Source organism: Polymorphospora sp. A560 (assembly GCF_045781765.1).
GTDB lineage: Bacteria > Actinomycetota > Actinomycetes > Mycobacteriales > Micromonosporaceae > Polymorphospora > Polymorphospora lycopeni.
Genome location: NZ_CP122282.1, coordinates 3,172,135 through 3,199,018, shown reverse-complemented (window position 1 = coordinate 3,199,018; position 26,884 = coordinate 3,172,135). Strand labels below are relative to the sequence as shown.

General features: G+C 71.7%; 25 protein-coding genes and 1 pseudogene. 6 read left to right on the top strand and 20 right to left on the bottom strand.

The genetic code is table 11. The features are described 5' to 3' along the window. Positions 1 to 66: 66 nt before the first annotated feature. Complete coding sequence (locus QCD66_RS14475) at positions 67 to 981, top strand: transcriptional regulator (RefSeq protein WP_375734446.1); 915 nt, start codon at positions 67 to 69, stop codon at positions 979 to 981. An 87-nt stretch (positions 982 to 1,068) separates the two neighbouring features. Continuing rightward, positions 1,069 to 1,827 (top strand): TylF/MycF/NovP-related O-methyltransferase, encoded by a 759-nt coding sequence (locus QCD66_RS14470; RefSeq protein WP_375734447.1) that lies wholly within the window; start codon positions 1,069 to 1,071, stop codon positions 1,825 to 1,827. A gap of 25 nt (positions 1,828 to 1,852) precedes the next feature. Here QCD66_RS14470 and QCD66_RS14465 read toward each other — a convergent pair whose 3' ends face one another. From QCD66_RS14465 to QCD66_RS14455, 3 genes are read right to left on the bottom strand one after another with little or no spacing between them, the layout of a single operon-like run. Then, entirely contained in the window at positions 1,853 to 2,650 is a 798-nt protein-coding gene (locus QCD66_RS14465) for an ABC transporter permease (protein ID WP_375734448.1), read from the bottom strand. A gap of 3 nt (positions 2,651 to 2,653) precedes the next feature. Continuing rightward, complete coding sequence (locus QCD66_RS14460; RefSeq protein WP_375734449.1) at positions 2,654 to 3,427, bottom strand: ABC-2 family transporter protein; 774 nt, start codon at positions 3,425 to 3,427, stop codon at positions 2,654 to 2,656. After that, on the bottom strand, positions 3,424 to 4,437 hold the full coding sequence (locus tag QCD66_RS14455) for an ATP-binding cassette domain-containing protein (RefSeq protein ID WP_375734450.1): 1,014 nt from the start codon (positions 4,435 to 4,437) through the stop codon (positions 3,424 to 3,426). Before QCD66_RS14455 ends, QCD66_RS14460 begins: the two co-directional genes overlap by 4 nt. Before the next feature lie 119 nt (positions 4,438 to 4,556). Here QCD66_RS14455 and QCD66_RS14450 point away from each other — a divergent pair, with 119 nt between their 5' ends. After that, positions 4,557 to 5,363 carry a MerR family transcriptional regulator gene (locus QCD66_RS14450; protein ID WP_375734451.1) on the top strand — a complete coding sequence of 269 codons (807 nt, stop codon included), beginning with the start codon at positions 4,557 to 4,559 and terminating at the stop codon, positions 5,361 to 5,363. Here the strand turns inward: QCD66_RS14450 and QCD66_RS14445 are convergent. The 15 genes and pseudogenes from QCD66_RS14445 to QCD66_RS14375 all read right to left on the bottom strand — a co-directional run. Next, a complete protein-coding gene (locus QCD66_RS14445; RefSeq protein WP_375734452.1) occupies positions 5,285 to 7,324 on the bottom strand; it encodes a carbamoyltransferase C-terminal domain-containing protein in 2,040 nt (679 codons plus the stop codon). The two genes, QCD66_RS14450 and QCD66_RS14445, sit on opposite strands and share 79 nt — an antisense overlap. A gap of 74 nt (positions 7,325 to 7,398) precedes the next feature. After that, positions 7,399 to 9,054 carry a carbamoyltransferase gene (locus tag QCD66_RS14440; RefSeq protein WP_375734453.1) on the bottom strand — a complete coding sequence of 552 codons (1,656 nt, stop codon included), beginning with the start codon at positions 9,052 to 9,054 and terminating at the stop codon, positions 7,399 to 7,401. After that, a complete protein-coding gene (locus QCD66_RS14435; protein ID WP_375734454.1) occupies positions 9,051 to 10,571 on the bottom strand; it encodes an aromatic amino acid lyase in 1,521 nt (506 codons plus the stop codon). Before QCD66_RS14435 ends, QCD66_RS14440 begins: the two co-directional genes overlap by 4 nt. A gap of 95 nt (positions 10,572 to 10,666) precedes the next feature. Further along, complete coding sequence (locus tag QCD66_RS14430; protein WP_375734455.1) at positions 10,667 to 11,818, bottom strand: DegT/DnrJ/EryC1/StrS family aminotransferase; 1,152 nt, start codon at positions 11,816 to 11,818, stop codon at positions 10,667 to 10,669. Further along, on the bottom strand, positions 11,815 to 12,561 hold the full coding sequence (locus tag QCD66_RS14425) for a WxcM-like domain-containing protein (protein WP_375734456.1): 747 nt from the start codon (positions 12,559 to 12,561) through the stop codon (positions 11,815 to 11,817). Before QCD66_RS14425 ends, QCD66_RS14430 begins: the two co-directional genes overlap by 4 nt. Continuing rightward, positions 12,558 to 14,069, bottom strand: coding sequence for an NAD(P)/FAD-dependent oxidoreductase (locus tag QCD66_RS14420; protein ID WP_375734457.1), 1,512 nt, complete (start codon positions 14,067 to 14,069; stop codon positions 12,558 to 12,560). Before QCD66_RS14420 ends, QCD66_RS14425 begins: the two co-directional genes overlap by 4 nt. Further along, on the bottom strand, positions 14,066 to 14,812 hold the full coding sequence (locus tag QCD66_RS14415) for a PIG-L deacetylase family protein (RefSeq protein ID WP_375734458.1): 747 nt from the start codon (positions 14,810 to 14,812) through the stop codon (positions 14,066 to 14,068). Before QCD66_RS14415 ends, QCD66_RS14420 begins: the two co-directional genes overlap by 4 nt. Then, complete coding sequence (locus QCD66_RS14410) at positions 14,812 to 16,608, bottom strand: carbamoyltransferase (RefSeq protein WP_375734459.1); 1,797 nt, start codon at positions 16,606 to 16,608, stop codon at positions 14,812 to 14,814. The genes QCD66_RS14415 and QCD66_RS14410 overlap by 1 nt, the downstream gene beginning before the upstream one ends. A gap of 1 nt (position 16,609) precedes the next feature. Then, positions 16,610 to 16,894: an acyl carrier protein gene (locus tag QCD66_RS14405; RefSeq protein WP_375734460.1), complete on the bottom strand. Its 285-nt coding sequence runs from the start codon at positions 16,892 to 16,894 to the stop codon at positions 16,610 to 16,612. Further along, complete coding sequence (locus tag QCD66_RS14400; RefSeq protein WP_375734461.1) at positions 16,891 to 18,435, bottom strand: class I adenylate-forming enzyme family protein; 1,545 nt, start codon at positions 18,433 to 18,435, stop codon at positions 16,891 to 16,893. The genes QCD66_RS14405 and QCD66_RS14400 overlap by 4 nt, the downstream gene beginning before the upstream one ends. Further along, positions 18,432 to 20,933, bottom strand: coding sequence for a polysaccharide biosynthesis protein (locus QCD66_RS14395; protein WP_375734462.1), 2,502 nt, complete (start codon positions 20,931 to 20,933; stop codon positions 18,432 to 18,434). The genes QCD66_RS14400 and QCD66_RS14395 overlap by 4 nt, the downstream gene beginning before the upstream one ends. Positions 20,934 to 21,004: 71 nt before the next feature. Next, positions 21,005 to 21,307 carry a hypothetical protein gene (locus QCD66_RS14390; RefSeq protein WP_375734463.1) on the bottom strand — a complete coding sequence of 101 codons (303 nt, stop codon included), beginning with the start codon at positions 21,305 to 21,307 and terminating at the stop codon, positions 21,005 to 21,007. A 107-nt stretch (positions 21,308 to 21,414) separates the two neighbouring features. Beyond that, positions 21,415 to 21,819 (bottom strand): hypothetical protein, encoded by a 405-nt coding sequence (locus QCD66_RS14385; RefSeq protein ID WP_375734464.1) that lies wholly within the window; start codon positions 21,817 to 21,819, stop codon positions 21,415 to 21,417. A 197-nt stretch (positions 21,820 to 22,016) separates the two neighbouring features. Further along, complete coding sequence (locus tag QCD66_RS14380) at positions 22,017 to 23,195, bottom strand: ABC transporter permease (protein ID WP_375734465.1); 1,179 nt, start codon at positions 23,193 to 23,195, stop codon at positions 22,017 to 22,019. Then, positions 23,192 to 23,617: pseudogene (locus QCD66_RS14375) on the bottom strand (ABC transporter ATP-binding protein); the annotation flags it as partial. The gene QCD66_RS14380 and the pseudogene QCD66_RS14375, both read right to left, overlap by 4 nt. On the opposite strand from QCD66_RS14375, the gene QCD66_RS14370 reads away from it, so the two are divergent. Beyond that, complete coding sequence (locus QCD66_RS14370; protein WP_407567156.1) at positions 23,510 to 24,511, top strand: ATP-binding protein; 1,002 nt, start codon at positions 23,510 to 23,512, stop codon at positions 24,509 to 24,511. The pseudogene QCD66_RS14375 and the gene QCD66_RS14370 sit on opposite strands and share 108 nt — an antisense overlap. Positions 24,512 to 24,683: 172 nt before the next feature. Beyond that, a complete protein-coding gene (locus QCD66_RS14365; protein ID WP_375734467.1) occupies positions 24,684 to 25,262 on the top strand; it encodes a DUF2087 domain-containing protein in 579 nt (192 codons plus the stop codon). Between the two features lie 37 nt (positions 25,263 to 25,299). Here QCD66_RS14365 and QCD66_RS14360 read toward each other — a convergent pair whose 3' ends face one another. Then, entirely contained in the window at positions 25,300 to 25,581 is a 282-nt protein-coding gene (locus QCD66_RS14360; RefSeq protein WP_375734468.1) for a DUF1905 domain-containing protein, read from the bottom strand. A gap of 40 nt (positions 25,582 to 25,621) precedes the next feature. Further along, on the bottom strand, positions 25,622 to 25,993 hold the full coding sequence (locus QCD66_RS14355; RefSeq protein ID WP_375734469.1) for a DUF1761 family protein: 372 nt from the start codon (positions 25,991 to 25,993) through the stop codon (positions 25,622 to 25,624). On the opposite strand from QCD66_RS14355, the gene QCD66_RS14350 reads away from it, so the two are divergent. Then, a complete protein-coding gene (locus tag QCD66_RS14350; RefSeq protein WP_407567155.1) occupies positions 25,947 to 26,741 on the top strand; it encodes a TetR/AcrR family transcriptional regulator in 795 nt (264 codons plus the stop codon). The genes QCD66_RS14355 and QCD66_RS14350 overlap by 47 nt on opposite strands. Positions 26,742 to 26,884: the final 143 nt, after the last annotated feature.

The following is a 26,884-nucleotide window of genomic DNA, read 5'->3' as shown; positions in this document are numbered from 1 at the left end:
ATCGTCGAACCGACCTCGCCGAGAAGACTGGCGGGCGGCAGAACCGTCCGTCTCCGGCTCGACGAGTTGAGAAGCGGGGACTCCCCTCGACTGAACGGCGTCGACGCCGAGCACGTACGCATCCTGGCCGACGTCGAGACCGACCTGCCTCCCGTCATCGTCCACGAGGAGACGATGACCGTGATCGACGGAATGCACCGCGTCGCCGCCGCGTGGATGAACGGTCGTACGGAGATCGACGCGATCCTCGTCCGCAGCAGCCTTGCCGACGCGTTCCGGCTGGCCGTACAGGCGAACGTGGAACACGGTCTCCCACTCACCCCGGCGGACCGGCGGGCCGCGGCCGAGCGCATAGTGCGCTCCCACCCCCAACTCTCCGACCGCGCGATCGCCGGCAGCACCGGCCTGGCCGCCCGGACCGTCGCGGCGATCCGCCACCGCACGGCGGGCGGCTCGACCGAGCAGGCCCGGTTGGGCAGGGACGGGCGGGTCAGGCCGCTCAGCACCGCGCAGGGCCGGCTCATCGCCGGCAGCATGATCGTCCAGAGGCCGGACGCGTCCCTGCGCGAGATCGCGCGGGCAGCCGGCGTGTCGGTCGGGACGGCACGCGACGTCCGGGCCAGGGTGAGCCGGGGCGAGGATCCGGTGCCGGCGGCGCAGCGGGTGCCGCCGGCCGCGTCGGAGCCGCCGGTCGATCCGGTGTCCCCGGCACGCGGCGGTGCCCGTACGGACGGCGCGCAGGAGGCGGTCGACGTGGCCGCCGTACTCGACGGGCTGAGGTCCGACCCATCGTTGCGGTACTCGGACTCCGGGCGGGCGCTCCTGCGGTGGTTGACCGCCTGCGCGACCGCCGCCAGGTGGCGTGACTCGATCTCGGCGGTTCCACCGCACTGCACGGAACTCGTCGCCAAGGTCGTCCGGGAGTGCACCAGGGCGTGCGAGGACTTCACCGAACAGCTGGAGCATTGGAGTACCGAGTGAGCCTCCGCCGGCCCGGACCGGGCACCGACCGTCGACAGCCCGAACCCGTGCCGCGGCCAGCCACCGCGACGAACGAGGAGAACGTTCTTGAAGAACGACGCACCGCTCTATCTCGATCTCATGAAGCGGATCCTCACCAACTCCATCTACCGCGGCGCTCCGATCGCCTGGTTCGAGGGGAACCCCGGCTTCGCGGTCTCCTACTCCTCCGACTGGGAACGGACCGCCCGGTGGCCCAATGTCGCCCACACGATGGTGGGGGTCGAGCGGCTCGACAACGTGCAGGAGTGCCTGGAGCAGGTGATCGAGGATGACGTTCCCGGGGACTTCATCGAAACCGGTGCCTGGCGTGGCGGCGTCTGCATCTTCGCGCGCGCCATCCTGCGCGCACACGGCGTACGCGACCGGAAGGTCTGGGTGGCCGACTCCTTCGAGGGCGTGCCCTCCGCCGGCGCCGGAAGCCACCCCCTCGACGTCGAACTCGGCCTGCACGACAAGAACGACGTCCTCGCCGTGTCGGAGGAATGCGTACGCGAGAACTTCCGGCGTTACGACCTCCTCGACGATCAGGTGGGGTTCCTGGGCGGCTGGTTCAGCGAGACGCTGCCGTCGGCGCCGCTGGACCGCCTGGCCGTCATCCGGCTCGACGGCGACCTGCACCGCTCGACGACCGACGCTCTCGTGCACCTGTACCCCAGGCTGTCGCCGGGAGGCTTCCTGATCGTCGACGACTACGGCATACCCGCCTGCGCCGCCGCCGTACACGAGTTCCGGGACCGGAACCGGATCACCGACCCCATCCGGTTCATCGACCCGTACTCGATCTACTGGCGCCGGACCGGATAGCGCGGGACCGGACACCCGGCCAGGGTCAACTGGTCGCCCCGACGTACCGCCGCAACCCGGCCCGCCACGCCGCCAACGCGGCCAGGACCGCTGTCGTGGCGGTGGCGGCCGCCGCCGCGACCGTGGTCCAGTCCGGGGACCGCAGCAACGCGGCGGCCGGGAACGCGGCGACGAGCATGAGCGGCAGGACGTAGGAGAGCAGGAACCGTAGCGGTCGGGCGTAGATGTCCGGTGGATAGCGGCCGAACTGCCATGCGGTGCCGTAGATGCTCTGCAGGTCGAGTTTGGGCGCCCAGAACGCGATGCAGCCGATCAGTGTCCCGACGGCCCAGGTGGCGGCCGTCCCGAGGAGGAGCAGCAGCAGCCAGACGGCGACCGCCACCGGCTCCGGAGCCCGGCCGGTCATGCCGACCCCGACTTTGACGACGCCGAGTCCGAGCAGGACGTGGATGCACGACAACGGCGCCGCCGTACCCAACGTGGCGAGGAACAGACCGGGCGCCGGCGCCAGCAGGTGATGGTCGAGCCGTCCCTCCCGGATGCCACGGTTCGCGAGCAGCGACAGATTCGGGTCCACGAACGCCGCCTTGACACCGGTCAGCAGCTCGAAGGTGCCGACCAGCACGAACATCTCCGGTCGCGTCCATCCCCCGAGATGGTCGGTACGGCCAAAGATGATCAACACGGCGGCGAGCGTGGACGCCAACGAGATACCGGACATCATGACGTCGAAGTGCAGGTCCACCCGGAACGCCAACGTCCTGCGCAGCGACATCGAAAAACCGATGCCCAGCAGGCGGACCATCTTGACCAGCACGCGCACGGGTCACGCCCCGACGGCGGTGAACCGTCGTACGCCCGCACGCCAGGCCACGACGGCGACACCGGCGAACGCCGCGCTCCAGGCCAGCTGGACGAGGTACGCGACGGCGAGGGCCGAGCCGTGCACCGATCCGGTCGCGACGTCGGCGGGCAGGCCCAGCATCGCGTAGAACGGCAGGGCACCGACGACGGGTTGCCAGGCGTCCGGTAGCTGCCAGACGGGGGCGGCACCGCCACCGAGAAGAAAGATCATCATTCCTCCCAACGTCACCAGCGCATGTACGCGCCCGGTCCAGAACGCGGCCAGCGCGAGCAGCCAGGTCCACAGGAATCGCAGCACCGCGGCGCCGACGAGCACCGGGACCGCCGCCGCCAGCGCCGTCCAGTCGTACGAGACGCCGACCGCCAGCGCGGTCACGAGGGTGAGCGGCAGCCCGAAGATGCCGAGCCAGATCCGGATCGCGACGTTCTCGCCGATGGGCGCGACGATGACGGGTTGCGGCCGGAGCAGGTCGTGGCTGATCTTGCCCTCGTAGATCGCCTCGGAGAACGTGTGGTTCTCGTACGAGGCGGTCAGCAGCTGCACGGCGACCAGCGCGACGAAGTAGCCGGCGACCGCCGGATCGCCCGGAAGCACCGCGGACCACACGACCAGCCCGAGCAGGGGGCCGACCGCCTCGCTGGCCACCAGGGTCACGGTGAACCACCAGGCGCCGGACCAGTCGAGGAACTGGTTGCGGATCCGCAGGAGGACCAGGCGCCGCAGCCGGCGGGTCATACGCCGTCCCGGTAGGCGCGATCGATCACGTCCTCCAGCGTGGGCTCCTCGACCGCCAGGTCCGCCACCTCGAACGTGGCGAGCAGGACCGACGTCACCCTGGCCACGTCGGCGCGGGCCACCCGCAGCGTCCAGCTCATGCCGGAGGTCGACACGACCTCGGCGATCTCGGCGAGGACCTCCTTGGTCGCGTCTGCCGCGCTGATCCGGACCAGCTTGTACGGGGACAGCCGGGCCGACAGTTGCCCGAGCGGACCGTCGTACCGCACGCTGCCGTGGTCGATCAGCATCAGGCGACGGCAGGTGGCTTCGACGTCGGCCATGTAGTGGCTGGTGAGCAGGATCGTCGCCCCGGTCTGTGTCGCGTAGGAGGCGAGGAACCGACGGATCGTGGTCGCCGCCGACACGTCCAGGCCCAGCGTCGGTTCGTCGAGGAACAGCACCTTCGGTCGGTACGAGAGGGACAGTGCGAGTCCGGCCCGCATCTTCTCGCCCAGGCTCAGCGCCCGCAGCTGCCGTTCCAGCAACGGGCCGAGTTCGAGCAGTTCGCAGAGCTCGTCGAGGTTTCGGCGGAAGTCGGCGGCCGGAACCTCGTAGAGCACGCGCTGGTATTGCAGGGCGTCGAGGAGCGTCAACTCCTGGGAGCCACCGGTGGGCTGGCTACCGCGGACAAGTGCGATCTGCTTCAGGAACGGGGTCCTGCGTTGCCACGGCGTGAAGCCGAGCACCCGTACCTCACCCGCCGTCGGGTGCAGCAGTCCCGACATGATCTTCATGGTGGTCGTCTTCCCCGCCCCGTTGGGGCCGACGAATCCGACGACCTCACCACTGGAGATCCGGAACGACGCGTCCCGCACCGCGTGGACGTCCCGGTAACGCCGCCGGACCACCGACCGCAGGGCGGACATCAATCCGGCCTGCCGGACCGGCACCCGGTAGGTCATGGACAGATCCTCGACAACGACGGACGACACCCGTCGGACCTCCTGTTCGACAACGACCAGGAACATCGACGATATCATTCAAGTACCGTTTGATACTTTTACCAAATGACCACAATGACAATCCACTTCAACGGCGGTCCGGTCACCGGTTCGAGCGAATGAAACCCTCAATTGGAGAATCCAGAATGCGCGGCGTCGACCTGGCCCGCTCGGCGGGGTTGTCCGTGCAGCAGATCCGCAATTACGTGGACGTCGGGCTCCTCCCGCCGGCCGAACGCGCCGCCAACGGTTACCGCGTCTTCACCGGCCGGCACGCGCGGGCGCTGACGGTCGCGCGGATCCTGCTCGACGGATACGGCTGGCACACCGCGGTCGCCGTGCTGAGCGCCGTACACAGTGGTGACACCGCCGGCGCGCTGGCCGCCGTCGACCGCGGGCACGCCGAACTCGATCACGAACGCGCCGCGGCGGAGGCACTGCTCAGGACGTTCGACCAGGAGCCACCGGCGGTGCTGCGGACGTCCGGACCGCTACGCATCGGGGACACCGCCGCGATCGCCGGCGTACGACCGTCGGCGCTGCGGGTGTGGGAGGAACTCGGCCTTCTCGCACCGGCGCGTGAACCGTCGACCGGATACCGCCTCTACGACCGGGAGCAACTCGTCCGGGCCCGGGTCATCGCGATGCTACGCGGTTCCGGCTATCCGCTGCCGGCCGCGAAGGCCGTCATGGACGCCATGGACCAGGGCGACTCGACCCGTACCCGGACGGCCCTGGAGGCCCGCCTGCGGAACCTAAACGAGCTGAGCTGGCGCCGTCTACGGGCGGCGTCGGCGCTGTTCAACTACCTTGAGGGAGAAGGTCTGTGGCCGGGTGCCCCGGACAGGGCCGGGCACGGTCGCGACGGGCCGGTTCAACCCCCACCCACGAAGTCGTCCGAAGCCGCCGACCTGATCGGGTCGGCGGTGGGTCCGAAGCAGCGGACGAGGTGAGCGACGAACCGCCGTTCCCGGTCACTGGCACCGGCGAGAAACGCCGAGCTGGCGATCTCCACGGTGCGTGCCCCGGTCGCCGAGAACGGGTCGACCGCGTCCCGGAGGCGCGGATTCCAGGCATAGACGAACAGCGAAGCGGGTGACAGATTCCAGGCCGTCCATTCGCTCCACAGCGCCGACCACCGGGCGGCCTCCCGCGTGAACAGTTCGTCGCGTCGGGGGTGTGGTGCGTCCAGATCGAGAATCCGCCCGGCGTCGGGGCGCAGGACGACCCGCACGTCGCCCAGATAGGCGACCCGCAGACCCTTGCGCACACAGAAGTTCAACGTCTCCGCGGCGCTGTCCACCAGGGGTTCCCCCCTGTCGTTGAGCGACGTGTTGGCGAGGATCGGCACCCCGGTGAGAGCGTGGAAGGCCGAGATCACCTCGTGAAGCGTCTCGTCGTCGGCCGCGTTCATGGTCTGCACCCGGGCGGTGCCGTCGAGATGCAGCACCGCGGGCGCGTGGTCGCGGGTGCGGTCACGCCCGCGGAACACCTCCAGCATGAACGGCGACGGCCGATCGGTTTCGAACCAGTCCGCCGCGTGCTCCTCCAGCACGATCGGCGCGACCGGCCGCCACCACTGCCGCCCCTTCATCCGGTTGATCACGTCCTTGGTCTCCGCCCGGCGTGGGTCGCCGAGGATGCTGCGGTGTCCCAGCGCCCGTGGTCCGATCTCCGCCGGACCACGCACCCAGGCGACGGGCTCGGTGATCAGGTCGGTCACCACCTGGCCGACGTCGAACGGGCCGGCCTCGGCCACGACCGGCGCGAACTGGGCCAACGCCTCGGCCGTCCGCAGCCGCTGCCGGCCGTGGAACGCGTGGCGCAGCCGGAAGTCGCCGACGGCCGTGGCGGCCCGGTCGTGCAGGGCCATGAGTCCGAGGCCGAGCGCCTGGCCGCCGTCGTTCGCGCAGGGTGGCGCGAGCAGGCCACGGAAGCCGTACTTGTCCATCAGCCGGGAGTTGTTCGGACAGTTGAGGGCGTACCCGCCGCAGATACCCAGGTGCGTCTGGGACAGGTCGAGGTCGTACTCGGCCGTCAACCGGTCGATGGTGCGGTCCACGATCCGGAACGAGGCCTCCTCGAGGAGTTTCATGACCGCGCTCTGCACGTTGTCGACCAGGTCGAACCGCGGGTCGTACCGGCTGCGCTCCCGACCGTGCGGGGTCGCCAGCGCCTCCGTGACCGCGGCGAGGGTCCGGTCGATGAGGGTGTCCGCGCCGTGGAACACCTCCGCCTGGGTCCGGAACGGCAGTTCGTCGACGAGCGACCGGACGTCGAACTCGACGGAGCAGGTCGTGGCCGAGCAGAGCGCCATCAGGGTGCCCTCCTCGCGTCCGAACCTTCCCCGCGCCAACAACCAGATCGGGCCGGGCGACTCGATCGGGAACACGGTGATCTCGCCCCGGTCCACGACGCACCCCGAATAGATGGCCTCCGGCGGTGCGGTGTCGAGCTGGAAGTCCGGTCCGGCGTCCAGGGCGAGCCCGAGGATCGTGCCCTCCCGGAGCAGCCGCCAGTCCATGCCGATCGCCGAGAACAGGTGCGACATGCTGTGCACCGTGTGGCCGGCCGGGACCTGACGCTTCGCGAACTCGGCGTCGGTCGACAGATGGGGGGTGCCCCACACCGCGGCCATGTCGTCGAGCGAGAGGCCCTCCTCCGCCAGCAGGTCGTCGAGGAACGCGCGGGCGGTCTCCGCCCGCCGCAGCGGGAGGCGGTGGTGTTTCAGGCCGGTGAACCGCTCGAACTCCCAGTACCGCTGGAGGGTCACCGTGTCGCCGGTCTGCCGCCACAGCGCGGCGCACAGGTCGTGCCGCATGATGGTCAGGGCCGTGATGTCCGGTGCCTGCATGTACACCGAAAGGAAGTGGGCGGCGCCGCCGCCGGCGTGGTTCGGCGTCATCTCCCGCATCGACTGCTCCTCGTTGTGGCCCGGCTCGGTGGCCGGGGTGGTCGGCTGGCGGAGGCCGGTCCGCCGGTGTCCCCTCAGCCGGGCCGCGCGGCGGAGCCCGGTTTCGTGACGACGAACGGGCCGAGCACGAGGCAGTCCATGTCGGTCCGGAGGAAGCAGTCGAGCGCCTGGTCCGGCGATTCGACGATCGGTTCCCGCTCGTTGAACGAGGTGTTCAGCAGGACCCCGACCCCGGTCAGGCGCGCGAACTCGCGGAGCAACGCGTGGTAGGCCGGGTTGACGGCGGGGCCGACCGTCTGGAAACGCGCGCTGCCGTCGACGTGGGTGACCGCGGGAACGGTCGCGCCGCCGCCGAGCGCGTGAGCGTTGACGCACATGTACGGCGAGTCGAGCCGGAGATCGAAGTACTCGTGCTGGCGTTCGGCCAGTACGGACGGCGCGAACGGCCGGAACGCCTCCCGCCCCTTCACCATCGCGTTGATCCGGTCCTTCATCCCGGGTTTGCGGGGGTCGGCGAGGATGCTGCGGTTTCCCAGGGCGCGCGCGCCGAACTCCGAGCCGCCCTGGAACCAGCCGGTCACGTTTCCCCGCGACAGCAGGACGGCCGCGTCGCGCGGCGGGTCGTCCGAGCGGTGGAAGCGCACCTCGCCCCGTCGCCTGGTCAGCGCGGCGCGGCATTCGGTCTCGTCGTAGCTGCGCCCGGTGTAGATGACCGGGTCGTGGGTCGGCGTGCGGGGCAGCCCGGACGTGCGGTGGTAGCCGTAGAGGGCCGCCCCGATGCCCGTGCCGTTGTCGCCGCTCGCACCGTGGATGAAGACTTCGCGGAACGGCCCCTCGGTCACCAGCCGGTAGTTGGCGGCACAGTTCATGAACACGCCGCCGGACGCGCACAGGGTGTCCGCGCCGGTGCGCTCGTGCAGGAGGGTCGCGTGCCGCAGGACGGCCCGTTCCAGGATCAGCTGCGTGGCGTGGGCGATGTCGGCCCGGGTCCGGAAGTCGTCGCGGTCGCCGGTCCCCGCCGACCGCAGCCGGGACGAGACGAACCGGGCGACCGCGTCCCGCTCCCGACGCCGGTAGACGATGGTCCCGTCGTCGCGCATCCGGACGAGGTCGTCGAACGCGGCGACGAACCCGGTGCCGCCGTACGCGGCGAGCCCCATCGTCTTGCCTTCCTCGTACGCGCCGAAGCCGAGGAGGTCCGTGACGTGGCTGTAGAAGACCCCCAGGGAGTCCTCGACGAAGTCGAAGTTGCGCCAGCTGAAGGGAGCATCCTGCCGCTTGCGGCGCACCACGCCGTGGTGACGCAGTTCCAGGGTGATGTCCGCACCGCTGCCGGTGAAGTAGCTGACCGTCTCCGCGCCGTCGGCGCTGAACGAGCCGAAGCCGTCGATCACCAGGATGGCGGCTTCGCGGTGCGGCGAGACGAGGTAGCAGGCCGCGGCGTGGCTGAGATGGTGGTTGATCCGCTCGACCCGGGGCAGGCCGCGCAGCATCGCGGGGAACACCAGGTCGTTGGCGACGACGTGGTCGATGTCGTCGATGGTCAGCCCGGCCATGTCCAGGCAGTAGTCGACGCTGCGCAGCCGCATCTGGTCGACGGAGATCCGGCCCAGTGGGTGGTACTTCACCCGGGAGATCCGTTCCTCTTCGACGGCGGCGACGACCCTGCCGTCCTCGACCAGGCAGCAGGAGAAGTCGTGCACCGAGCCGCCGATGCCGAGAACCCTCATCGCACCGCGGTCCGGGCGCGGGATCGTTGCGTACCGGTAATCCGCCGGTCGTCGGGCCCGCGGGCGGCGGCCCACGTCAGGAGCAGGTCGCGGATCGTGTTGACCTCCGCCGAGAGCGGCCGGTCGGTGACCAGGCGCGGGCAGGCACGCAGGATGTCGGCCCAGAGTCCGGCGGTGGGTGTCACCCCACGGATGTGCCTGATCTGCGCGACGGCGATCGCCAGGGCGGCCAGGACCAGCGCGGCCAGCTCGCCCTGCTCCCGGGTGCGCAGGGCGCCGATCAGCGACATCGGCACGATGTCCTGGTTGGACAGGTTGGTGGGCAGTGCGGTCGTCGTGGCGGGTGCCGACTTCTGCCGGATCTCGGCGACCAGCCCGGTGGCCGAGATCTGCAGTCCGGCCAGGCCGCTGGTGGCTCCCGGCGAGCCGGCCAGCAGGGCGGGCAGGCCGCCGTTGGTGCCCGGTTCCAGTACGAGCGCGAGTTGCCGTTCGGCGAGGAAGGCCAACTGGTGCACCAGTACCGCGTGCAGGTCGGAGACCACACCGGCGTTGATCGCGTGGAAGTTTCCCGCGTGCAGCACCGCCTCCGCGGCCACGACGGGGTTGTCCGAGCAGGCGTGCGCCTCCTGCAGGAGCAGCGGTTCGACGGATCGCAGGTAGTCCAGGACCGAGCCGATGATCTGCGGCGCGCAACGCAGCGAGTACGGTTCCTGCACGGACCGGGCCTTGCCGGCGGCGACGTCGACCGCAAGCTCGTCACGGATCCACCGGGCCGCCCGCGCGTGTCCGGCGAGCTGGCCCCGGGCCCGCACCACGGCGTCGGCGTAGGGTTCGGTGCAGGCTCCCAGAAGGTCGACCGTCTGGCCGGTGAGCATGGCGCCGATCCGGCTCAGGGACAGGGTCGTGGCATGGTTCTGCAGGGCCACGGCGAGGCTGGCGCTGCTGCCGTTGACGAAGGACAGGGCCTCCCGGGCGCCCCAGCGCATCGCCGGCAGTCCCAGCCGGGCCAGGGCGTCCGCCGCCGGCTCGGTGGAGAGGACGCCGTCCTGCTCGCGCCAGGCCTCGCCGTGCCCGGCCAGGGCCAGCGCGGCGTGGGCGAGCGGGAGCAGGTCGCCGCTGGCGCTGACACTGCCCTTGGCCGGAACGACCGGGAGGAAGCCGGCGTTGAAGGCACGCGCGAGATTGCCCCAATCGGCGGGCCGGATTCCCGAGTAGCCCTTCTTCATGCCCTCGATCCGCAGTCGCAGCATCAGCCGGGTGCTGTCCGGGGCGAGCGCGGGGCCGAGCCCGGCCGCCAGGTGGTGGATGAGGTTGAGCCCCTGTGCGGCGTTGTCCGGGTCGGCCGCGAACCTCACCAGTGGACCGAAGCCGCGGGTGACCCCGTACACCGGTTCGTCGGCGGCGATCGCCTGGTCGAACCGGTCCGCGCTCGCGTCCATCCGGGCCCGCTCGTCCTCGTCCAGGGTGATCCGGGCGGCGTCGGTGCCGTTGACAAGGTCCCAGACGGTGGCTTCCATCACGGTGTTCGCCCGCTTTCCTCGTGGGTCGTCTGCGGATTCACCCCAGGCTCCTCAACTGTGGGACACGACCGTCGCGCCGGCCTGTCCCACGTTCACGCGACACCTTCGACGGCGGCGACGTCCGATCCCCCGGTGCCGCGGCCGTTCGCGGTGAGCGCGGCGCGGACCGACGCGGCGACGCGCGGCGCGGTGTCGGCCGCGTGGGGATGGCAGGGCAACGCCAGCGACGTCCGGGCGAGTTCACCGGCCACGGGCAGCTCGGGCCACGGGCGTGCGGCCCGGTACGCCCGGCTCTCGTGCGGCGGTTCCGGGTAGTAGACGCGGGTGTCGATCCCGTCGCGGTGCAGCGCCGAACGGATCCGGTCGCGTTCCCGGTGGCGGATGTTGAAGATGTGCCACACCGGGTCGCTGTCGTCGGGCTGCGGCGGTAGCTGGATCGCGCTGTCCGCGAGCAGGGCCAGATAACGTGCCGCCACCATCCGACGTGCCCGGTTGAGGGTGTCCAGTCGCCGCAGTTTGACGCGCAGCATGGCCGCCTGTATCTCGTCGAGGCGGCTGTTCGTTCCCCGCTCCTGGTGTTCGTACCGGGTCGACATCCCGTAGTTGCGCAGCCGGCGTACGCGCTGTGCGACGGCGGTCGAGTCGGTGGTGACGGCGCCGCCGTCGCCGAGGGCGCCAAGGTTCTTGGTGGGATAGAAACTGAACGCGGCCGCGTCCGCGAGCGACCCGCACCTGCGCCCGTGGTACGTCGCGCCGTGCGCCTGGGCCGCGTCCTCGATCAGCAGCAGCCCGTGCCGGTCGGCGACGCGGCGCAGCTCGGCCATGGGCGCCGGGGTGCCGAACAGGTGGACGGCGATGACGGCCGCCGTCCGGGGACCGACCGCCGCCAGCGTCGCGCCGGGGTCGATGTTGCCGGTGCGCCGGTCCACGTCCACCGGCACCGGTGTCGCGCCGGTGGCGGAGACGGCCAGCCACGTCGCGATGAAGGTGTACGCGGGTACGAGGACCTCGTCGCCGGGTCCCAGGTCGTACGCCCGCAGGATGAGTTCGAGCGCGGCCAGGCCGGAGCCGACGCCCACCGCGTGCGCGGTCGCGCAGTACGCCGCCCACTCCGCCTCGAACAGCGCGCACTGCTCGCCGAGCACGAAGGCGCCCTCGTCGACGACCGTGGTCGTGGCCGCGACCAGTTCGTCGCGGAAGGCGGCGTTCTCGGCGCGGATGTCGCGGAACGGCACCCGCTTCACGCCGCACCGACCAGGTTCCGGAACTCGCCGTAGTCCTCGACGTGTTCGTCCGGGTCGAAGGCGGCGGAGGAGAGCACCATCAGTACGGCGTCCGCCGAGTGGTCGTACTGCGCCGTCCAGGTACGCGGTGGCACGAGCGCGGCGAGGCCCGGCCGGGTCAACGGAACGACCTCGCGCCGGCCGCGCCCGTCGTCGAGCAGCACCAGGCAGCGGCCGTGCACGCAGACCAGGACCTCGTGCAGGCTTCGGTGGGCGTGGTCACCGCGGTGGCCGCCGGGTGGCACCCCGTGGATGAGCAGGCAGCGGCGCGGTTCGAAGGGCAGGTCGGGGCCGCGGTCGAGGACCACCAGTGCGCCCCGGTCCTCGACGACCTCGGGCAGGAGCCGTAGGTATGGCGACGGAGCGGTGTTCCCGTCCGGGCCGGCGGTTCCGGGAAGCCGCGCCACCGAGTTGTGCGCGTACGACACCACCCGGGCCGGGGAACCAGCGACGACGGCGAGGGCGGGCACGTGGTCGCGGACCACGGCCGCGTCACGCACCGCAGCGTCGACACCGACACGCAGCCCGGGCGCGATCGTGACGCCGTCGCCGAGCCGGGCCCCCGGCCCGATCCAGGCACCGTCGCCGACCCGCGTGCCCGCGCCGATCTCGGCGTACGGTCCGATCCGGACGTGTGCGCCGAGGGTCACGCCCCGGCCCAGAACCGCCGTCGCGTCGACCCGGGCGCTTCCGGTGATGGTCATGTCCACTCCTGGGGCTCGGTTCCGGGTCCGGCGGATGCCCGGGACGGCGTCTGGGTGTGACCCTTGTCGCGCAGGTACCTGAGCAGTCCCGGCAGTGCCGACCGGCCGCCGGGGGTGACGAGGTGGCACAGGACGTCGGGATTGAGCCCGAGGGTGATGCCGGTACGTCGGTAGACCTGCCGGGCCTCGTCGCGGTACCACCCCGTCAGTGCGGCGGTCGGTAGCTGGCTGGGGGCGTGGCCGCCGAGTTCGAACCACAGCGAGGTCATGTGCAGGGCGTACTCGTCGATGGACTCCTCGACGGTCAGCGTGGAGACCGGTTCGCGGCCGGGCGCGAACGGAAGGTCCAGGGTCACCTTCCCGCCGGTGATCTCGGCCGTCACGTGCCCGGCCAGGGCGGGGGCGGCGTGCAGGCCGTCGCGGTAGGTGCCGCTCAGGGCGTACAGACCGGGCACCGAGGTCCAGCCGACGAGCGGGAACCCGTCGAGGGCGACCGGCCGGTTGCCGACCCGCCACTCGGCTATCTCGTGGCCCGACGCCCCCTCGTCGAGTTGTCGGGCCACCTGCTGGAGGATCGCGGCGGTGGTGCCGACCGTGCCCTTCAGCCGGGGCGCCGACGCCAGCAGGTTGCTGGCGCCCACGTACTCCCGGTCGCCGCCGAGCGGGATCAGATGCAGCCCGCAGGCGCCGCCCCGGTTGGGGGTGCGGACGACCGTCTCGAAGGGCCGGCCGGCGGTGCGGTCCAGGACGACCGCCGTGCCGGTGCCGGCCAGCATGGGTTGCACCTCCGTCGGTCCGAGTGCGGTGCGCAGCAGTTCCGCGGTACGGGCGCCGGCCGCGACCACGACCACGCCGGCGGTGAGCGTCTCGTCGTCGTCGAACTGGACGCCGGCGACCCGGCCGTGCCGGACGAGCAGCCGCCGCACCGCCCGTGGGTGGTACCGGACCCCGCTCGCCGCCAGATGCCGGTCCATGAGCCGGATGACCTGGTTGCCGTCGATCGCGCCTTCGCCGGGGATGAGCAGGCAGCGCAGCGCCCGCCCGTCGGGCCGCGGCTGATAGCCGGGGATGTCCGCCCCGTCGACCTCGCGCCAGCGCGGAACGTACGTCCCCAACGCGGTCACGATGGCGGCGTAGTTCACGGTGTCCAGCGGCCCGCCGCAGCCGTTGAGGACGACGTGCGTGTCCGCGACCCGGTGCAGCCGCTCCCCCGCCTCCTCGGCCAGGACGGCGAGTTCGGCCAGCACGTCCGGCCACAGTTCGTGTGCCGCCAGGCCGAGATCGAACTTGGCACGCCCGGCGGCGGTTCCGAAGGTGTCCTTCGTGACCTCGCCGAACGAGCCCAGCATCGCCCCGGCCGCCGTGCTCGCCGCCCCGGGGCGGGCGGGCGGTCCGGCGACGGCGACCTTCGTGACGCCGGCTCCGACCAGGGCCCTCGCCAGGAAGAGACCGAGCGCGCCGTTTCCGACGACGACGACGTCGGGGTGTCCCGGGCCGCTGGAGGTCATGGTGTCGTTCCCCGATCGGGCTCGGCGGCGGGTTCCCGGTCACCCTCGCGTCCCGGTCCGGGCCGGATCAGGGCGGTCGGTGCGAACGTGGCGCGGGCGATCTGAAAGGCCTCGGCGTACGGCACGCTGGACTGGCTGCCGCGGAAGAGCGCGAGCGCCCGGGCCGCCTCGGTGGATCGGGGCCCGGGGAACTCGCTCACCTGGGCGCGGTACTCCGCGAGGGCCCGTGTCTTCCGGTCGATGGTGGCCGAGATGTCGACCGTCCAGGTCGGACTGAACGTCGGTTCCGCTCCCGGCGCGTTCCAGTACGTCTCGGAGAGGGTCTCGTACATGGCGACCATCGTCGTGTCGCGGCCCGCCCGGACGGGGCGGGTGGCCACCATGGCGGCCTCGAAGACCGCCCGGTGGTCGACGTGGCGGTCCGGGAACGGGATCAGCACGATCCTCGGCCGGGTCGCGTCCACCACCTCCTGCACGGCGCCGTTGAGGGTGGCGACCGGATACCGGGCGAGGACGACCGCCGGGAAGTCCAGGAAGACCGATTCGGTGACACCCAGGATCCGGTGGGCGCGCCGCGCGTCGGCCACCGCCTCCTCGTGGACCCCGGGCGGATACAGCGGCGGCAGGTGGCCGCCGACGGTGAGCACGGTGATCCGTGCGCCGTCGTCGGCGAGGCCGGCGATCGTGCCGCCCGCGCCGAGACACTCGTCGTCAGGGTGCGGGGCGATGACGAGGACGTCCATCATCGCGCTCCCTCCGGGGCCGGGTCCTTGCGTACCACCACGTCGCCGAGCACCAGCAGATCGAGGCCGGTGGCGAAGAAGGTCCGCACGGCGTCCTCGACGGTGCAGACGATCGGCTCACCGCGGACGTTGAACGAGGTGTTGAGCAGGACCGGCACTCCGGTGAGTTCGTCGAACGCCGTCAGCAGCCGGTGCAGGCCGGGGCTGCTGCGGGGATGGACCAACTGGACCCGCGACGTGCCGTCGCGGTGTACGACGGCGGGTGCCGCCGACCGCAGCGCCCCGCTCGCGGGAAAGGCCATCGTCATGAACCGTGAGTCGGTCGCCCGGTCGAGGTAGCGGCCGGCCGCGGCCGCCAGCATGGCCGGGCCGAAGGGGCGCCACATCTCCCGATACTTGATCACCCGGTTGACCCGGTCCCGGACCGCCGCGGTGCGGGGGTCGGCGAGGATGCTGCGCTGTCCGAGGGCCCGGGGGCCGGCCTCCATCCGTCCTTGGCACCAGCCGACAATCCGGCCGTCGGCCAGTTCCCGGCTGATGGTCGCGTAGAGGTCGGCCGGCTTCTCGTAACGGATGTGCGCGGTGCGGAGCACGGCCTCCGCGGCCGCGGTGTCGATCTCCGGTCCGAGCGCCAACGTGGTCAGCGGCGATGGCAGCCGACCGGTCTGGCGGAACGACGCGACCAGGGCGGCACCCGCCGCTCCACCGCCGTCGGCACACAGCGGGTGCGCGAACACGTCGGCCACCTCCGGCAGGTCGAGCAGGCGGGAGTTCATCCGGACGTTGAGGCCGACCCCGCCGCCGACGCAGACGTTGCCGACGCCGGTCTCCCGTACCGCCCACCGCACCAGGCGGCTGGCCGCTTCCTCGAGCGCGTGCTGCACGGCGTACGCGAGGTCCATGTGCCACCCGGAAACCTCCCCGTCGGCCAGTCGGGGCGGCGCGCCGAGGAGCTTGACGAGCTTGTCGGTGTACCGGTCGGAGTAGGTGTGCTGTCCATAATGGATGAAGGTGGGGTCGAGCCGGAACTCGATCCCGTCCGGCGCGGGCATGAGCACCTGGCCGACCAGTTCGGACAGGTCCGGGTCGGGCCGCCCGTGCGCCGCCAGTCCCATCACCTTGTATTCACCGTCGTACGCCTCGAATCCGAGGTATTCGGTGAAGGCCGCGTAGAACCAACCCAACGAGTGGGGCATGCGGATCCGCCGGAGCGGACGCAACCGGTCGGCTTCCCTGAGCCACAGAACCGTCGTGTCGGCGTCGCCCGACCCGTCGACGGTGAGCGTCACGGCGGACTCGAAGGGCGACTCCATCGCGGCCTGGAACGCGTGGGTGTAGTGGTGCGGGGAATGGCGCAGTGGTGGGAACTCCAGGTCGCCGAACTCGCGCCGCCAGTGCCGGTGGTGGTAGGAGCGCATCCCGTCCACGCTGAACCGCCGCAGGGTCGACCGCTGCCACCGCACGGTCGCCGGATCGAGGTCCCATTCCCCGGCGAGGGCGTCGTAGAAGGCGGCCATCCGGCCGTCGCTGTAGGCGGCGCAGTCCCAGCCCACCGCGACGGCCGCCACCTGGTCGAGCCGGCGACCGGTGGCTTCCAGGCAGTACCGCAGTGCCCGGCTCGGATACCGCCCGATCGCGTGCTTGCTCCGGACGAACCGTTCCTCCTCCGCGTACGCCACCACCTGTCCTGCCCGGACCGCCGCGACCGCCGGATCGAACGGGCCGAGCGCGACACCGAGGAAGACCTGGTCGGACGGGTCCACCCCCGGCTCGGGGCCGCCGTCAGCCGCGCTCACGTCAGGTCGCCTGGTTCGCGACGCTGTTCGTGGCGAGCCGTGCCGTGACGTAACCCGCCACCTCCCCGATCGACCGCTCGGCGAGTTCGAACATCTCGTGGTCCGGGATGGTGAAGCCGAACCGCTGTTCGAGGCGCACGGCGAGTTCGATGAGCATCACGGAATCGAGGTCCAGTCCGTCGGCGCCGATCCTGGTCGCGTCCGTCAGTCCTTCCTCCGGGATCGGCCACCTGAGCTCGTCCTCGATGACCTGGTGGATCTGCTCGGTCACGTCGCGGTCCGTCATCGGACGTACTCCAATCGGGGATCGTCGCCGTCGTGCCCCGGGGGGACCGGACGGGGGCCGGGCCGACCGTCCGCGGTGGTGCCGGCGAGGAGGTTCCTGAGGGGCTTCCCGGTCTCGCCCCGGGGTATCTCGTCGAGCAAGGTGAAGATCTTGGGCACCTTGTACGGGGCGAGCCGCGTGGCGCAGTGGGCGCGCAGGTCGGCCCGGGTCGGCGGCGCGTCGCGGGCCGGGACGACGCCGGCGCAGACGATGTGGCCGACCACCTCGTGCGGGCGGCCGTAGACGACGACGTCGGCCACCCCGGGGTGTGCCCGCAGCACCCGTTCGAGTTCCGCCGGGTAGACGTTCTGCCCGTCGACGATCAGCAGGTCGGTTCGCCGGTCGACGAGGTAGAAGTAGCCGTCCTCGTCCACCCGCCCGAGATCGCCGGTGCGGAACCAACCGTCCACGATCGCCGCCGCGGTCGCCTGCGGCGCGTTCCAGTAACCGAGCATCACGTTCGGCCCGCGGACGACGATCTCGCCGATCTCGCCCACCGGCAGCGGGTGGCCGGTCGCCGGGTCCACCACCCGTACCTCGACGTTCTCGATCGGTGCGCCGATCGATCCGATCCGGTGCCGGAACTGGTGGTTGTAGCAGGCGAACGGCGACGTCTCGGTCAGGCCGTACGCCTCGTTGATGACGGTGCCGAACCGCTCGGCCCAGGCCGACTGGGTGGTCACCGGCAGCGGCGCGCCGGCGGACATGAAATAGCGGATGCCGGCCAGTTCGTCCGGGGACACGGCGGAGTCCAGCAGCAGGCGGTAGACCGACGGAACGGCGAAGAACATCGTGATCCGCTCGTCGCGGATCGTCCGGAGGCAGCGTCCACGGTCGAACGACGGCAGCACCACGACCGACGCGCAGGCGTTCAGCCCGGCGTTGAGAACCGCGTTGAGGCCGTAGCAGTGGTAGAGCGGGAGGAACAGCATCAGCCGGTCGTCCGGGCCCATCCCGGTGTGCCGGACCTTCGCGTTCATGTTCGACACGACGTTGCCGTGTGAGAGCAGTGCGCCCTTGGGTTGTCCGGTCGTGCCCGAGGTGTAGAGGAGGGTACTGGGCGTGTCCCGGTCGAGTTGGGCGGTCGGTACGCCGCCGTCGGGCGTGAAGTCGAAGTCGGCCGGTGCGCCGCGGGCGGGAAGGACGCGGACCGCCGCCGTACGGGGCAGTTTGGGTCGCAGGTCGGGGGTGGTCAGCACCGGGGCGCAGCGGCTGTCGTCGAGGATGTGCCCTATCTCGACGGCCTGTAGCCGGGTGTTGACCGGGACCACCGTGGCCCCGAGTTTCAGTACCGCCAGGTAGGCCACCACGAACACCGCCGTGTTCGGCAGCAGCAGCGCCACCCGGTCGCCGGAGGCGACACCGGTGGAGCGCAGGTGGGCGGCGAGACGGCCGGTGTACGCGTCGAGGTCGGCGTAGGTCCAGCGGGCGTCGCCGGCCTGGACGGCGACGCGGTCGGGGAACAGCCGCCGGCCCCGCTCGACGTGCTCGGCGATGTTCACGGCAGTTCCGTGCAGACCGGGGAGTTCAACGTGTCGACCCACCGGCGCAGCAGGCCCGCGGCGTTGTCCGGCCGGTACGTCGCCGCCGTCCGGCGGCCGCCTTCCGCGAGCCGGGCGAGGAGCGCGGGTTCGACGTAGAGGCGTTCGACCGCGTTCTCGATCGCCGGCACGCTCCCCTTCTCGACGACGAGGCAGTTCAGGCCGTCCTGGATGAACTCCCCCGAGCCGCCGCTCGCCGTGACCACGACGGCCACCCCCGCGGCCATCGCCTCCATCGGCGGGAGCCCGAGTCCGTCGACCAGGGGTGGGTACACGAGGGCGTGACAGCTGCGGAAGATGTCGTACAGGAGGTCTTTGGGCGGGTCGACGTGCAGTTCGCACGGCAGGTCGACGAACACCTCCGGGGGCTGCTGCGTCACCCAGACGATCTCGATGTCGAGGCCACGGCGCTGGAGGTTCACCAGGGCGGGGACGGCGAAGCCGAGCCCCTTGTCCTTGATCCCGTCCCGGGCGACGAGGAGGACCCGTAGCGGGCGGCGTGCCTTCTCCGGGCCGGGCAGGAACGCCCGCTCGTCCAGCGCGGCCGGCACGTAGGAGGAGGGGCGCCCGAAATTCTCCCGGTAGGTCCGCTGGATGAAGCGGGAGCAGGTCAGCAACCGTACGGGCAACCGGTGTGCTTCGTGGCGGTAGGAGAGGAAGGCGTCGTCGAACCCGTCGGACTCGTTGAGGGTCGGTTCGCCGCCGGAGTAGCCGACCACCGGCCCACGGGCGGCGGCCAGCGCGGGCAGGTAGTCGACCCAGCATCCGACCAGGGTCAGGGAATCGGGGAAACGCCCCAGTTCGCCGGCGAGTTCCGCGTGGCTGTCCACGGCGACGACACGTTCGAAGTCCTGTGCGTCCGGTATCCAGGTCGGGTCGCCGCGCAGTTGGCACACGGTGACCCGGAAGCCGATCTCCATGAGGGTTCGGGCGACCTTCACCTGGACCCGCATTCCTCCGCTCGTGACGGGGAACGGCAGCACCAGGGTCGCGCGCCGCAGTTCGGGCTGTGCCCGCAGGGCGGCGAACGTGTCGGGGCGCAGGCGGCGGGCCGCGTCCAGCGACCGGCCCGCGGCCCGGTGGTCACCGAGCCGTTCGTACGCGACACCGGCGTTGAACAGGTCACGGAAGGATTCCCCCGGACCGGCGCGCAGTACGTCGAGGGCGGCCCGGTCCTCGCCGTCGCAGAGCAGCGTGGCGGCCCGCACCGAGGCGGCCTGCTCGGGGCGCCACCGCGCCACGGTCCGGTCGAAGCGGTGCATCGACCGCCGGAAGTCGATCGCCCACGCCATCGGAAACCCGAACCGGTCCTGGGTGGGATGCCCGTGGCCCGGGTCGCCGCCGGACGCCGGCGGTGCGTGCCGGGCCACGGCCGCGCCGGTGGTCCGGACGAACCGCAGCAGCCACCCCACGGTGACCGCGCCCTCGGTCGACTGGTAGGCCGACCGGACCGCCGTCGGTTCCAGGGGTGCGACGCGGACCCGGGACAGCGGTGACCCGTCCGGCTCCTCGATTCGCTCGTGGACCCCGGACATCACCTCGTGCAGCTTCTCGCCGGGCCGCAGGCCGGTCTGGCGGAGGTCGATGTCGCCGCCGTGGTGCGTGATGAACCGTCGTACGGTGTCGCTGATCCTGACCGGGACGCCCCGGTTGTGGAGCAGGGTGTCCCCGCTCCTGCCTACGGCGCAGGCGGTGAGCAGCATGCCGACGGCCTCCGCGGGGGTGATGAAGTACCGGGTGGCGCGCTCGTCGGTCAGGGTGAGCGGCTGTCCGGTGGCGGCCTGGACCGCGAACACCTCGAGGACGGAACCGCGTGACGCGAGCACGTTCCCGAGCCGGACGCTGACGTACCTCGTCTCCCTGCCCTGTTCCGCGTACCAGGCGACGAGCCGTTCGGCGATGTACTTCGTGTGTCCCAGGGCGCTGATCGGGTCCGCCGCCTTGTCCGTCGAGAGGTTGACCACCAGCGGCACCCGGTTCAGTGCGGCCGCCCGCAGCACGTTGTGCGTGCCGAAGACGTTGGTGAGCAGGGCCTCCTCCGGATGGTGCTGGAGCAGCGGGACGTGCTTGAGCGCGGCCGCGTGGAACACCACGTCCGGCCCGCCGGCGCGGACCACCCGTTCGATCCGGCCGACGTCCCGGATGTCGGCGAGCACGAGGCGCGCGGCCCGCGCGTGATCCGGCGGCATGGCCAGCCGTACGGCTTCGAGCGCCGAGTCGTCGTGGTCGAGCATGATCAGCTCCGCGGGCGCCAGCGACAGCAGCGCCTGGCAGAGTTGCGAGCCGATCGATCCACCGGCACCGGTGACCAGGACCCGTCGGCCCGAGACGAACTGCGCGGACGCGGAGATGTCGATCTCCATCTCCGGTCGGCCGAGAAGTTCGGTGACCGGCGGCAGGGCATCCTGGTCCGGATGACCGAACCGGGTACGCGGGCCGGGATGGTGACCGGATTCCACTATCCGACTCCTTGGACCGTCGGCGACAGGGCTGATCGATGGCTGACAGTAAGGATCGGATCACTTGCCGGTCATGACACGTCCCGTAAAGGCGGGACACCCTGCCGCACCACTTCGAGGATCGCCCGGTCCAGCGCCTCGTCGACCTGCTCGGTGGTGTGCAGCAGGGCGGCGGCGGCACTCATGCGCCGCAGTACGGCCGCCGTCCGCAACCCGTGGGTGGCCCGCAGGACGACCGCGAACCACTCCTCCAGGTCGCCGGCGGTGTCCGGCGGTCCGTGCCGGCCCCGACGACACGAGGGGCCGACCGGATCGGTGCCGGACACGACGGCACGCGGGCCGTTCTCGACGGCCGAACCCGGCGGGGAGGTCACGCCCAATGCTCGGCCCGCCGGCGGCGGCTCGTCCTGTCCCGCGTTCGCGTGTCGTCGGCTCGAAGGGCTGGCCGGGCCGCCCGGCCGGCCGCGTCCCGGACGGCGGTTCAGCCGTTGCCGTAGCTGGCGATGGCCTCACTGAACGCCTCGCGTTCGCACGCGGCCTGGTCCGCGTCGGCGCGGGCGAACTCCTCGGTGCTGGAATAGGCGATCCGAGGACCCTCCGGGTCGACGCGCGCCTGGTAGCCCTTCTCCTTCAGGCAGCCGACGGCGTCGCGTAGCCGGTCGGCGAAGGCGGGATCGCTGCGCCGTTCCCGGTCCATCCAGCTCTCCGGCTGCTTCACCGCGCACTTGTCGGCCGCCGGCCGGTACTGCCCGTACAGGTCACCGTCCGGCTTACCGTAGTTGCCGGCCGCGTCCTTGTTCATCGGCACGCCGGCGTCCTCCAGGCACTTGCCCCAGCCGTTCCAGAGCAACTGGATGTCGCCCTCGGTGGCGTCCGGCCGGATCACCGGACGCTCCTCCCCCGAGGCTGCGGGCGTGCCGCCGGTCGTGCCGACGCCGGGCGACTGAAGCGTCACCACCCCGGGTGAGGAGGTGTCCGCCTCCCCGCAGGCGGCGAGCGCGCCGGCTACCGCAACAACTACTGCAATACGCGCAAATAACTTCATAGGTGATGATCCTTCTCGAAAAGTGTGTGAAACCTGTGTCACGCGGAGGCGAGCGCCTCGACCGGGGTGAGCCGGGCCGCCCGCGACGACGGATAGACACCGGCCAGCACACCGACCAGCAGGGCACCGCCGAGCCCGGCCGCGGTCGCGGACGCCGGGATCACCACCAGCCAGCCCTGGTGCACCGCCCATCCGGCCCCGGCCAGCACGCCCGACGTGGTGCCCGCGACACCGCCGAGCGCTGCCAGCGCCACCGACTCGGTGAGGAACTGGGCCCGGATGTGCCAGCGGCTGGCGCCGAGCGCGCGACGCAGGCCGATCTCACCACGGCGTTCCAGCACGGACACCACCATCGTGTTCGCCACCCCGACGCCGCCGACCAGCAGCGCCACCGCGGCCAGCCCCAGAAACAGCCCGGCGTACGTGTTCTCCGTGGCCCGCTTCGCGGCCAGCGCGTCCGACGGGCGGGTCACCTGCACGTTCGCCGGGCTCTGCGGGTTGATGGTGGCGGGTAGTACGGCCCGTACGTCCTCGATGGCCGGCTCGTGTGCCCGGATGTACAGCACGGTCGGGTGCCCGTCGAAGCCGGTGAGGGCGCGGGCGGACTCCCAGCCGATCAGCGCCGACCGGTCGACGTCCGGTGACAGCGGCGTGGCCGCCAGGATGCCGACGACCGTGAACCAGTGATCGCCGATGCGCACCTGCGGCCCGCCCGCCGGCACGGCCGGGTCGGTGATGCCGAGCCGGGTCGCGGCGACCGCGCCTAGAACGACGGCCGGGAATCGGGCGGTCGCCTCGGTCAGCCACGCCCCGCGGTCGACGCGCGCTTCCAGGACCTGCGGCAGGTTCAGGTGCGCGGCCAGGACGGTCAGCCCGGCCCCGTCACCGGGATCGGAGCGGTCGGAACGGCGTACCACGGTGTGGGTGTTCGCCACGGCGCTCACGGCGTCCACCGGGCCGATACGCTCCACCATGGACACCGACTCCTCCGGCAACGGCACCAGGGCCGCCTGTCCCGCGGGGGCGGTGGCCTCCAGCATGTTCGTGCCGAGCGTGGAGAGCTCGCGCATCAGCGTGGCGCTGCTCGACGCCGGGATGCAGGTGACCACGACCATGGTGGCGATGCCGATCGCGATCCCGAGCGCGGAGAGCGCGGCGCGCGCCGGACGGGTGCGCAGGCCGAGCAGACCCAATCCGAGCAGGTCGACCGGGCTCATGCGGCGGTGTCCGAGACGAGCCGGCCGTCGCGGATCTCCACACACCGGGGCATCGACGCCGCGATCTCCCGGTCGTGGGTGATCACCGCGATCGTGGTGCCCTCCGCGTGCAGGCGGCGCAGCAGCGCGAGCACGGCCCGGCCGTTCTGGGTGTCCAGCGCGCCGGTCGGCTCGTCCGCCAGCACCAGCGCCGGGTCGTTGGCGAGCGCCCGGGCGATCGCCACCCGCTGCCGTTCGCCGCCGGAGAGCTGGTGCGGGCGGTGCCCGGCCCGGTGCGACAGGCCGACGCGGGCGATCGCGGACAACGCCATCGCGTGCCGCCGGCGCCGGGGTACGCCCGCGTAGAGCAGCCCGACGGCCACGTTCTCTGCCGCGGTCAGACCGTCGGTGAGGTGGAAGCGCTGGAAGACGAAGCCGAGCCGGCGATCGTGGCCGGGCGACGGCTGGTCCGGCCACTGACCCGGCTCACCGAGGCCGCGGCCCACACCGGCGGGTTCCCGGTCGTCGCGGTCGACCGCCGGGACGAGATCGGCCACCTCGCCGCCGCGCTGAACGACCTCGACGCCCGGCGGATCGCGGTGGAGCGGCGCCGACGCGAGATGGTCGGCGACGTCGCGCACGAGCTGCGCACGCCGCTGACCAACATCCGCAGCTGGCTGGAGGCGGCCCAGGACGGGCTGGCCCTGATCGATCGGACCCTGGTCGACCTGCTCCTCGAGGAGGCGGTGCTGCTGCAGCGGGTCATCGACGACCTGCGCGACCTGGCCGCCGCGGACGCCGGCGACCTGCGGCTGCACATGGTCGCCTGCGACATGCACGAGGTGCTGGAACAGGTCGCCGCTTCCCATCGCGGAACGGCCGCGCACGCCGGGGTCACGCTGTCCCTTCCGGACGGGCCACCGGCGTACGTCGTGGCCGATCCGGACCGGCTGCGGCAGATCATCGGGAATCTCGTCTCCAACGCCATCCGGCACACTCCCCCGGGCGGTGTCGTCACCCTGCGGCCCGTCCCACACGGCGCCGAGGTGGCGGACACCGGAACGGGCATCGCGCCGGAGGATCTGCCACGCGTCTTCGACCGATTCTGGCGAGCCGACGCCTCCCGCAGCCGTACCACCGGCGGCAGCGGACTCGGACTGGCCATCGCCCGGAAGCTGGCGCAGGCCCATGCCGGGGATCTCAGGGTGAGCAGCACGCCCGGTGCCGGCGCGGTGTTCACCCTGACGCTTCCACCGACAGACAGCGGCAGGAGGATGCTCGTCGCACCCTCCGAGCACCCGACCAGCCACAGGGGACGAAAGAAGCAAGCGCCCTGACCGTCGTATGGGCAGGTCAGACCATTGGCGGTCTTCGCGCTCGAAGGACCTTCCGACCCGTACGGGCCGCGGTGACCCCGCCCCGGGGGCCCACCGTGGAGGGCGGTCGCGCTGCCCCGCCCGGCATGAAACATGGTCGCCGGCCGTGAGCGACGCCGGGCAGAATGACCGGATGTCCGCCGAAGCCGCGCACGCCGCGGAGGTCCTCGCCCAGCTGTCCGACCCCGGGCGCCTGCGGGCGCTGGCCGAGCTCGCCCGCCGGGGCAAGGACGGCGCGACCGCCGCCGAGCTGGCGCACGCCCTCGACGTCCCGGTGCCGAAGGCCGGGCACGCGCTCGCCCGGCTCAAGGCGATCGGCGTGGTGACCGGCACCGGGACCGGCGTCTACCGGGCCCGGCTCGACGCCCTGCGCGAGGCCGCCGCGGACCTGGACCGTCAGCAGCCCATCAGCCGCCTGCTCGTGGTGTATCCGGAGCTGCGCAACTTCTTCTCGCACGGCCGGCTGACCACCTTCCCGCCGACCCTGTCGGAGCGGTGGGAGCTGCTGTCCGAGATGCTCACCCGCTTCCTCGACCTCGACGGCCCGTGCGACGAGGACGAGATCAACCGGCGGCTGTCCGCGGTCACCGACGACGTGGCCGGCGCCCGGCGGATGCTGGTCGACACCGGCTGGCTGGAGCGCGACCGGGCCGGCACCACCTACGGCACGTCGCGCACACTGCCCACTCGCGAGGACACCATTACGTCGTAGGCCGGTGGACGCGTCGGGTCCAAGGTCAGATCGCCCCCTAGTTCCGGCGCTGCGTCAGGTGCACGACCACCTCGTCGCCGTCGATCTTGCCGATCGCCTTGCGCACCGCGCCGTTCACCGGCAACTTGTGCGTGCCGTCGCCGAGCGCCATGAAGGCACCCTCGAACGGCACACCGTCTACCGTGCCGGCGACCTTGACGAGGCCCCGGGTGCCGAAGATCTCGGCCGAGCCGGGCAGTTTGACGCAGGTCCAGGTGTCGCCCTCGCTGATCTTGCCGAGGGTCGCGGTGAAGGTGATGTCGAGCGGTCCGGCGGCCATGACAGGTCCTTTTCGGGTCGGTCCGACGTCGGGAGGAGGGTCAGGCGAAGGCGCCGATGATGGCGCCGATGGCGAGCAACTTGATCAGCCAGTCGACGGTGTGCAAGGCCGCGTCCCGAACCGGGACGTGCTCCCAGACGACCGAGCCCGTCAGCAGGACGACCGGCAGGGCCCAGAGTGCCAGGCCCAGCAGCGCACCGGCGGCTGGGCCCGACCAGGCCCCGGCGACCAGCAGGCCGGTGACCAGCGTGGCGATGACCGCGCTCCGGAGCACCTCGACGATGACCTGCCACGCCCGAGGGCGCGCGGGCGGGGTCTCCACCGTGGCCGGCGCCGCGGGCGCGACCGAGTAGAACGCGAAGCTGATGCTGAACGCCACCACCGTCGCGACCAGGATCCCCACGACGACCATGGCTTCGCCCTCTTTTCAGTACCCACTAGTACTTATTGCGACCAGCATAGGAGCGCGATTAAAGTACCGTCAAGTACTCAATTGGAGGTCGGCCATCATCGCATCCACCGCACGCCGGCGTGGACGTCCCAGCGGCAGCCGCGGCGCCGAGCTTCTCGGCGTCGCCCGTGAGTTGTTCCTCGAGCACGGGTTCGCGGCCACGACCATGGACACCGTCGCCGCCGCGGCTCGCATCTCCAAGGCGTCACTCTATGCACAGCACCCGTCGAAGGACGCGCTCTACGCCGCGGTGGTCGTCGGCTGGGCGGGCCGGGGACGGGACGCGATGCGGCCGCATCTCGACGCGTTGCTCGCCGCGGAGAACCTGCCGGCCGCGCTCGGCCGCTTCGGGCGCACGCTGCAGGCGGCGGTGCTGAGCCCGGGCGTGCTCCGCATGCGGCGGCTGGTCGCGGCCGAGGCGGACCGACACCCCGAGGTGGCCGCCCGCTACGTCGCCGAGAGCTGGGACCGCAACATCGACGCTCTCGCCGCCGCCCTCGCCGAGCTGGCCGACCGTGGCAGCCTCCGGGTGGACGACCCGGCTGTCGCGGCGCAACAGTTCACCTGGCTGTTGCTCGGCGCGGCCCTGAACGACCACACCCTGCGCGGCGACGTCACACCACCGGACGACCTGACCGCCACAGCCGACGCCGCCACCGCCACCTTCCTCGCCCGCTACGGCCCAGCCGAGGTCACGCCGCGACCGTGAGCGACACCGCGCCGGGCAAGAGGTGCTGTGGTTCGACGCCGCCCCCGCCTCCAAGTTCGCGTGGAACTGGCCGCACGACGCCTGGACCGGATACGGGCTACCGCCGGTCCCTGGCACAGACCAGATCGACGCGGAGTTCGCGT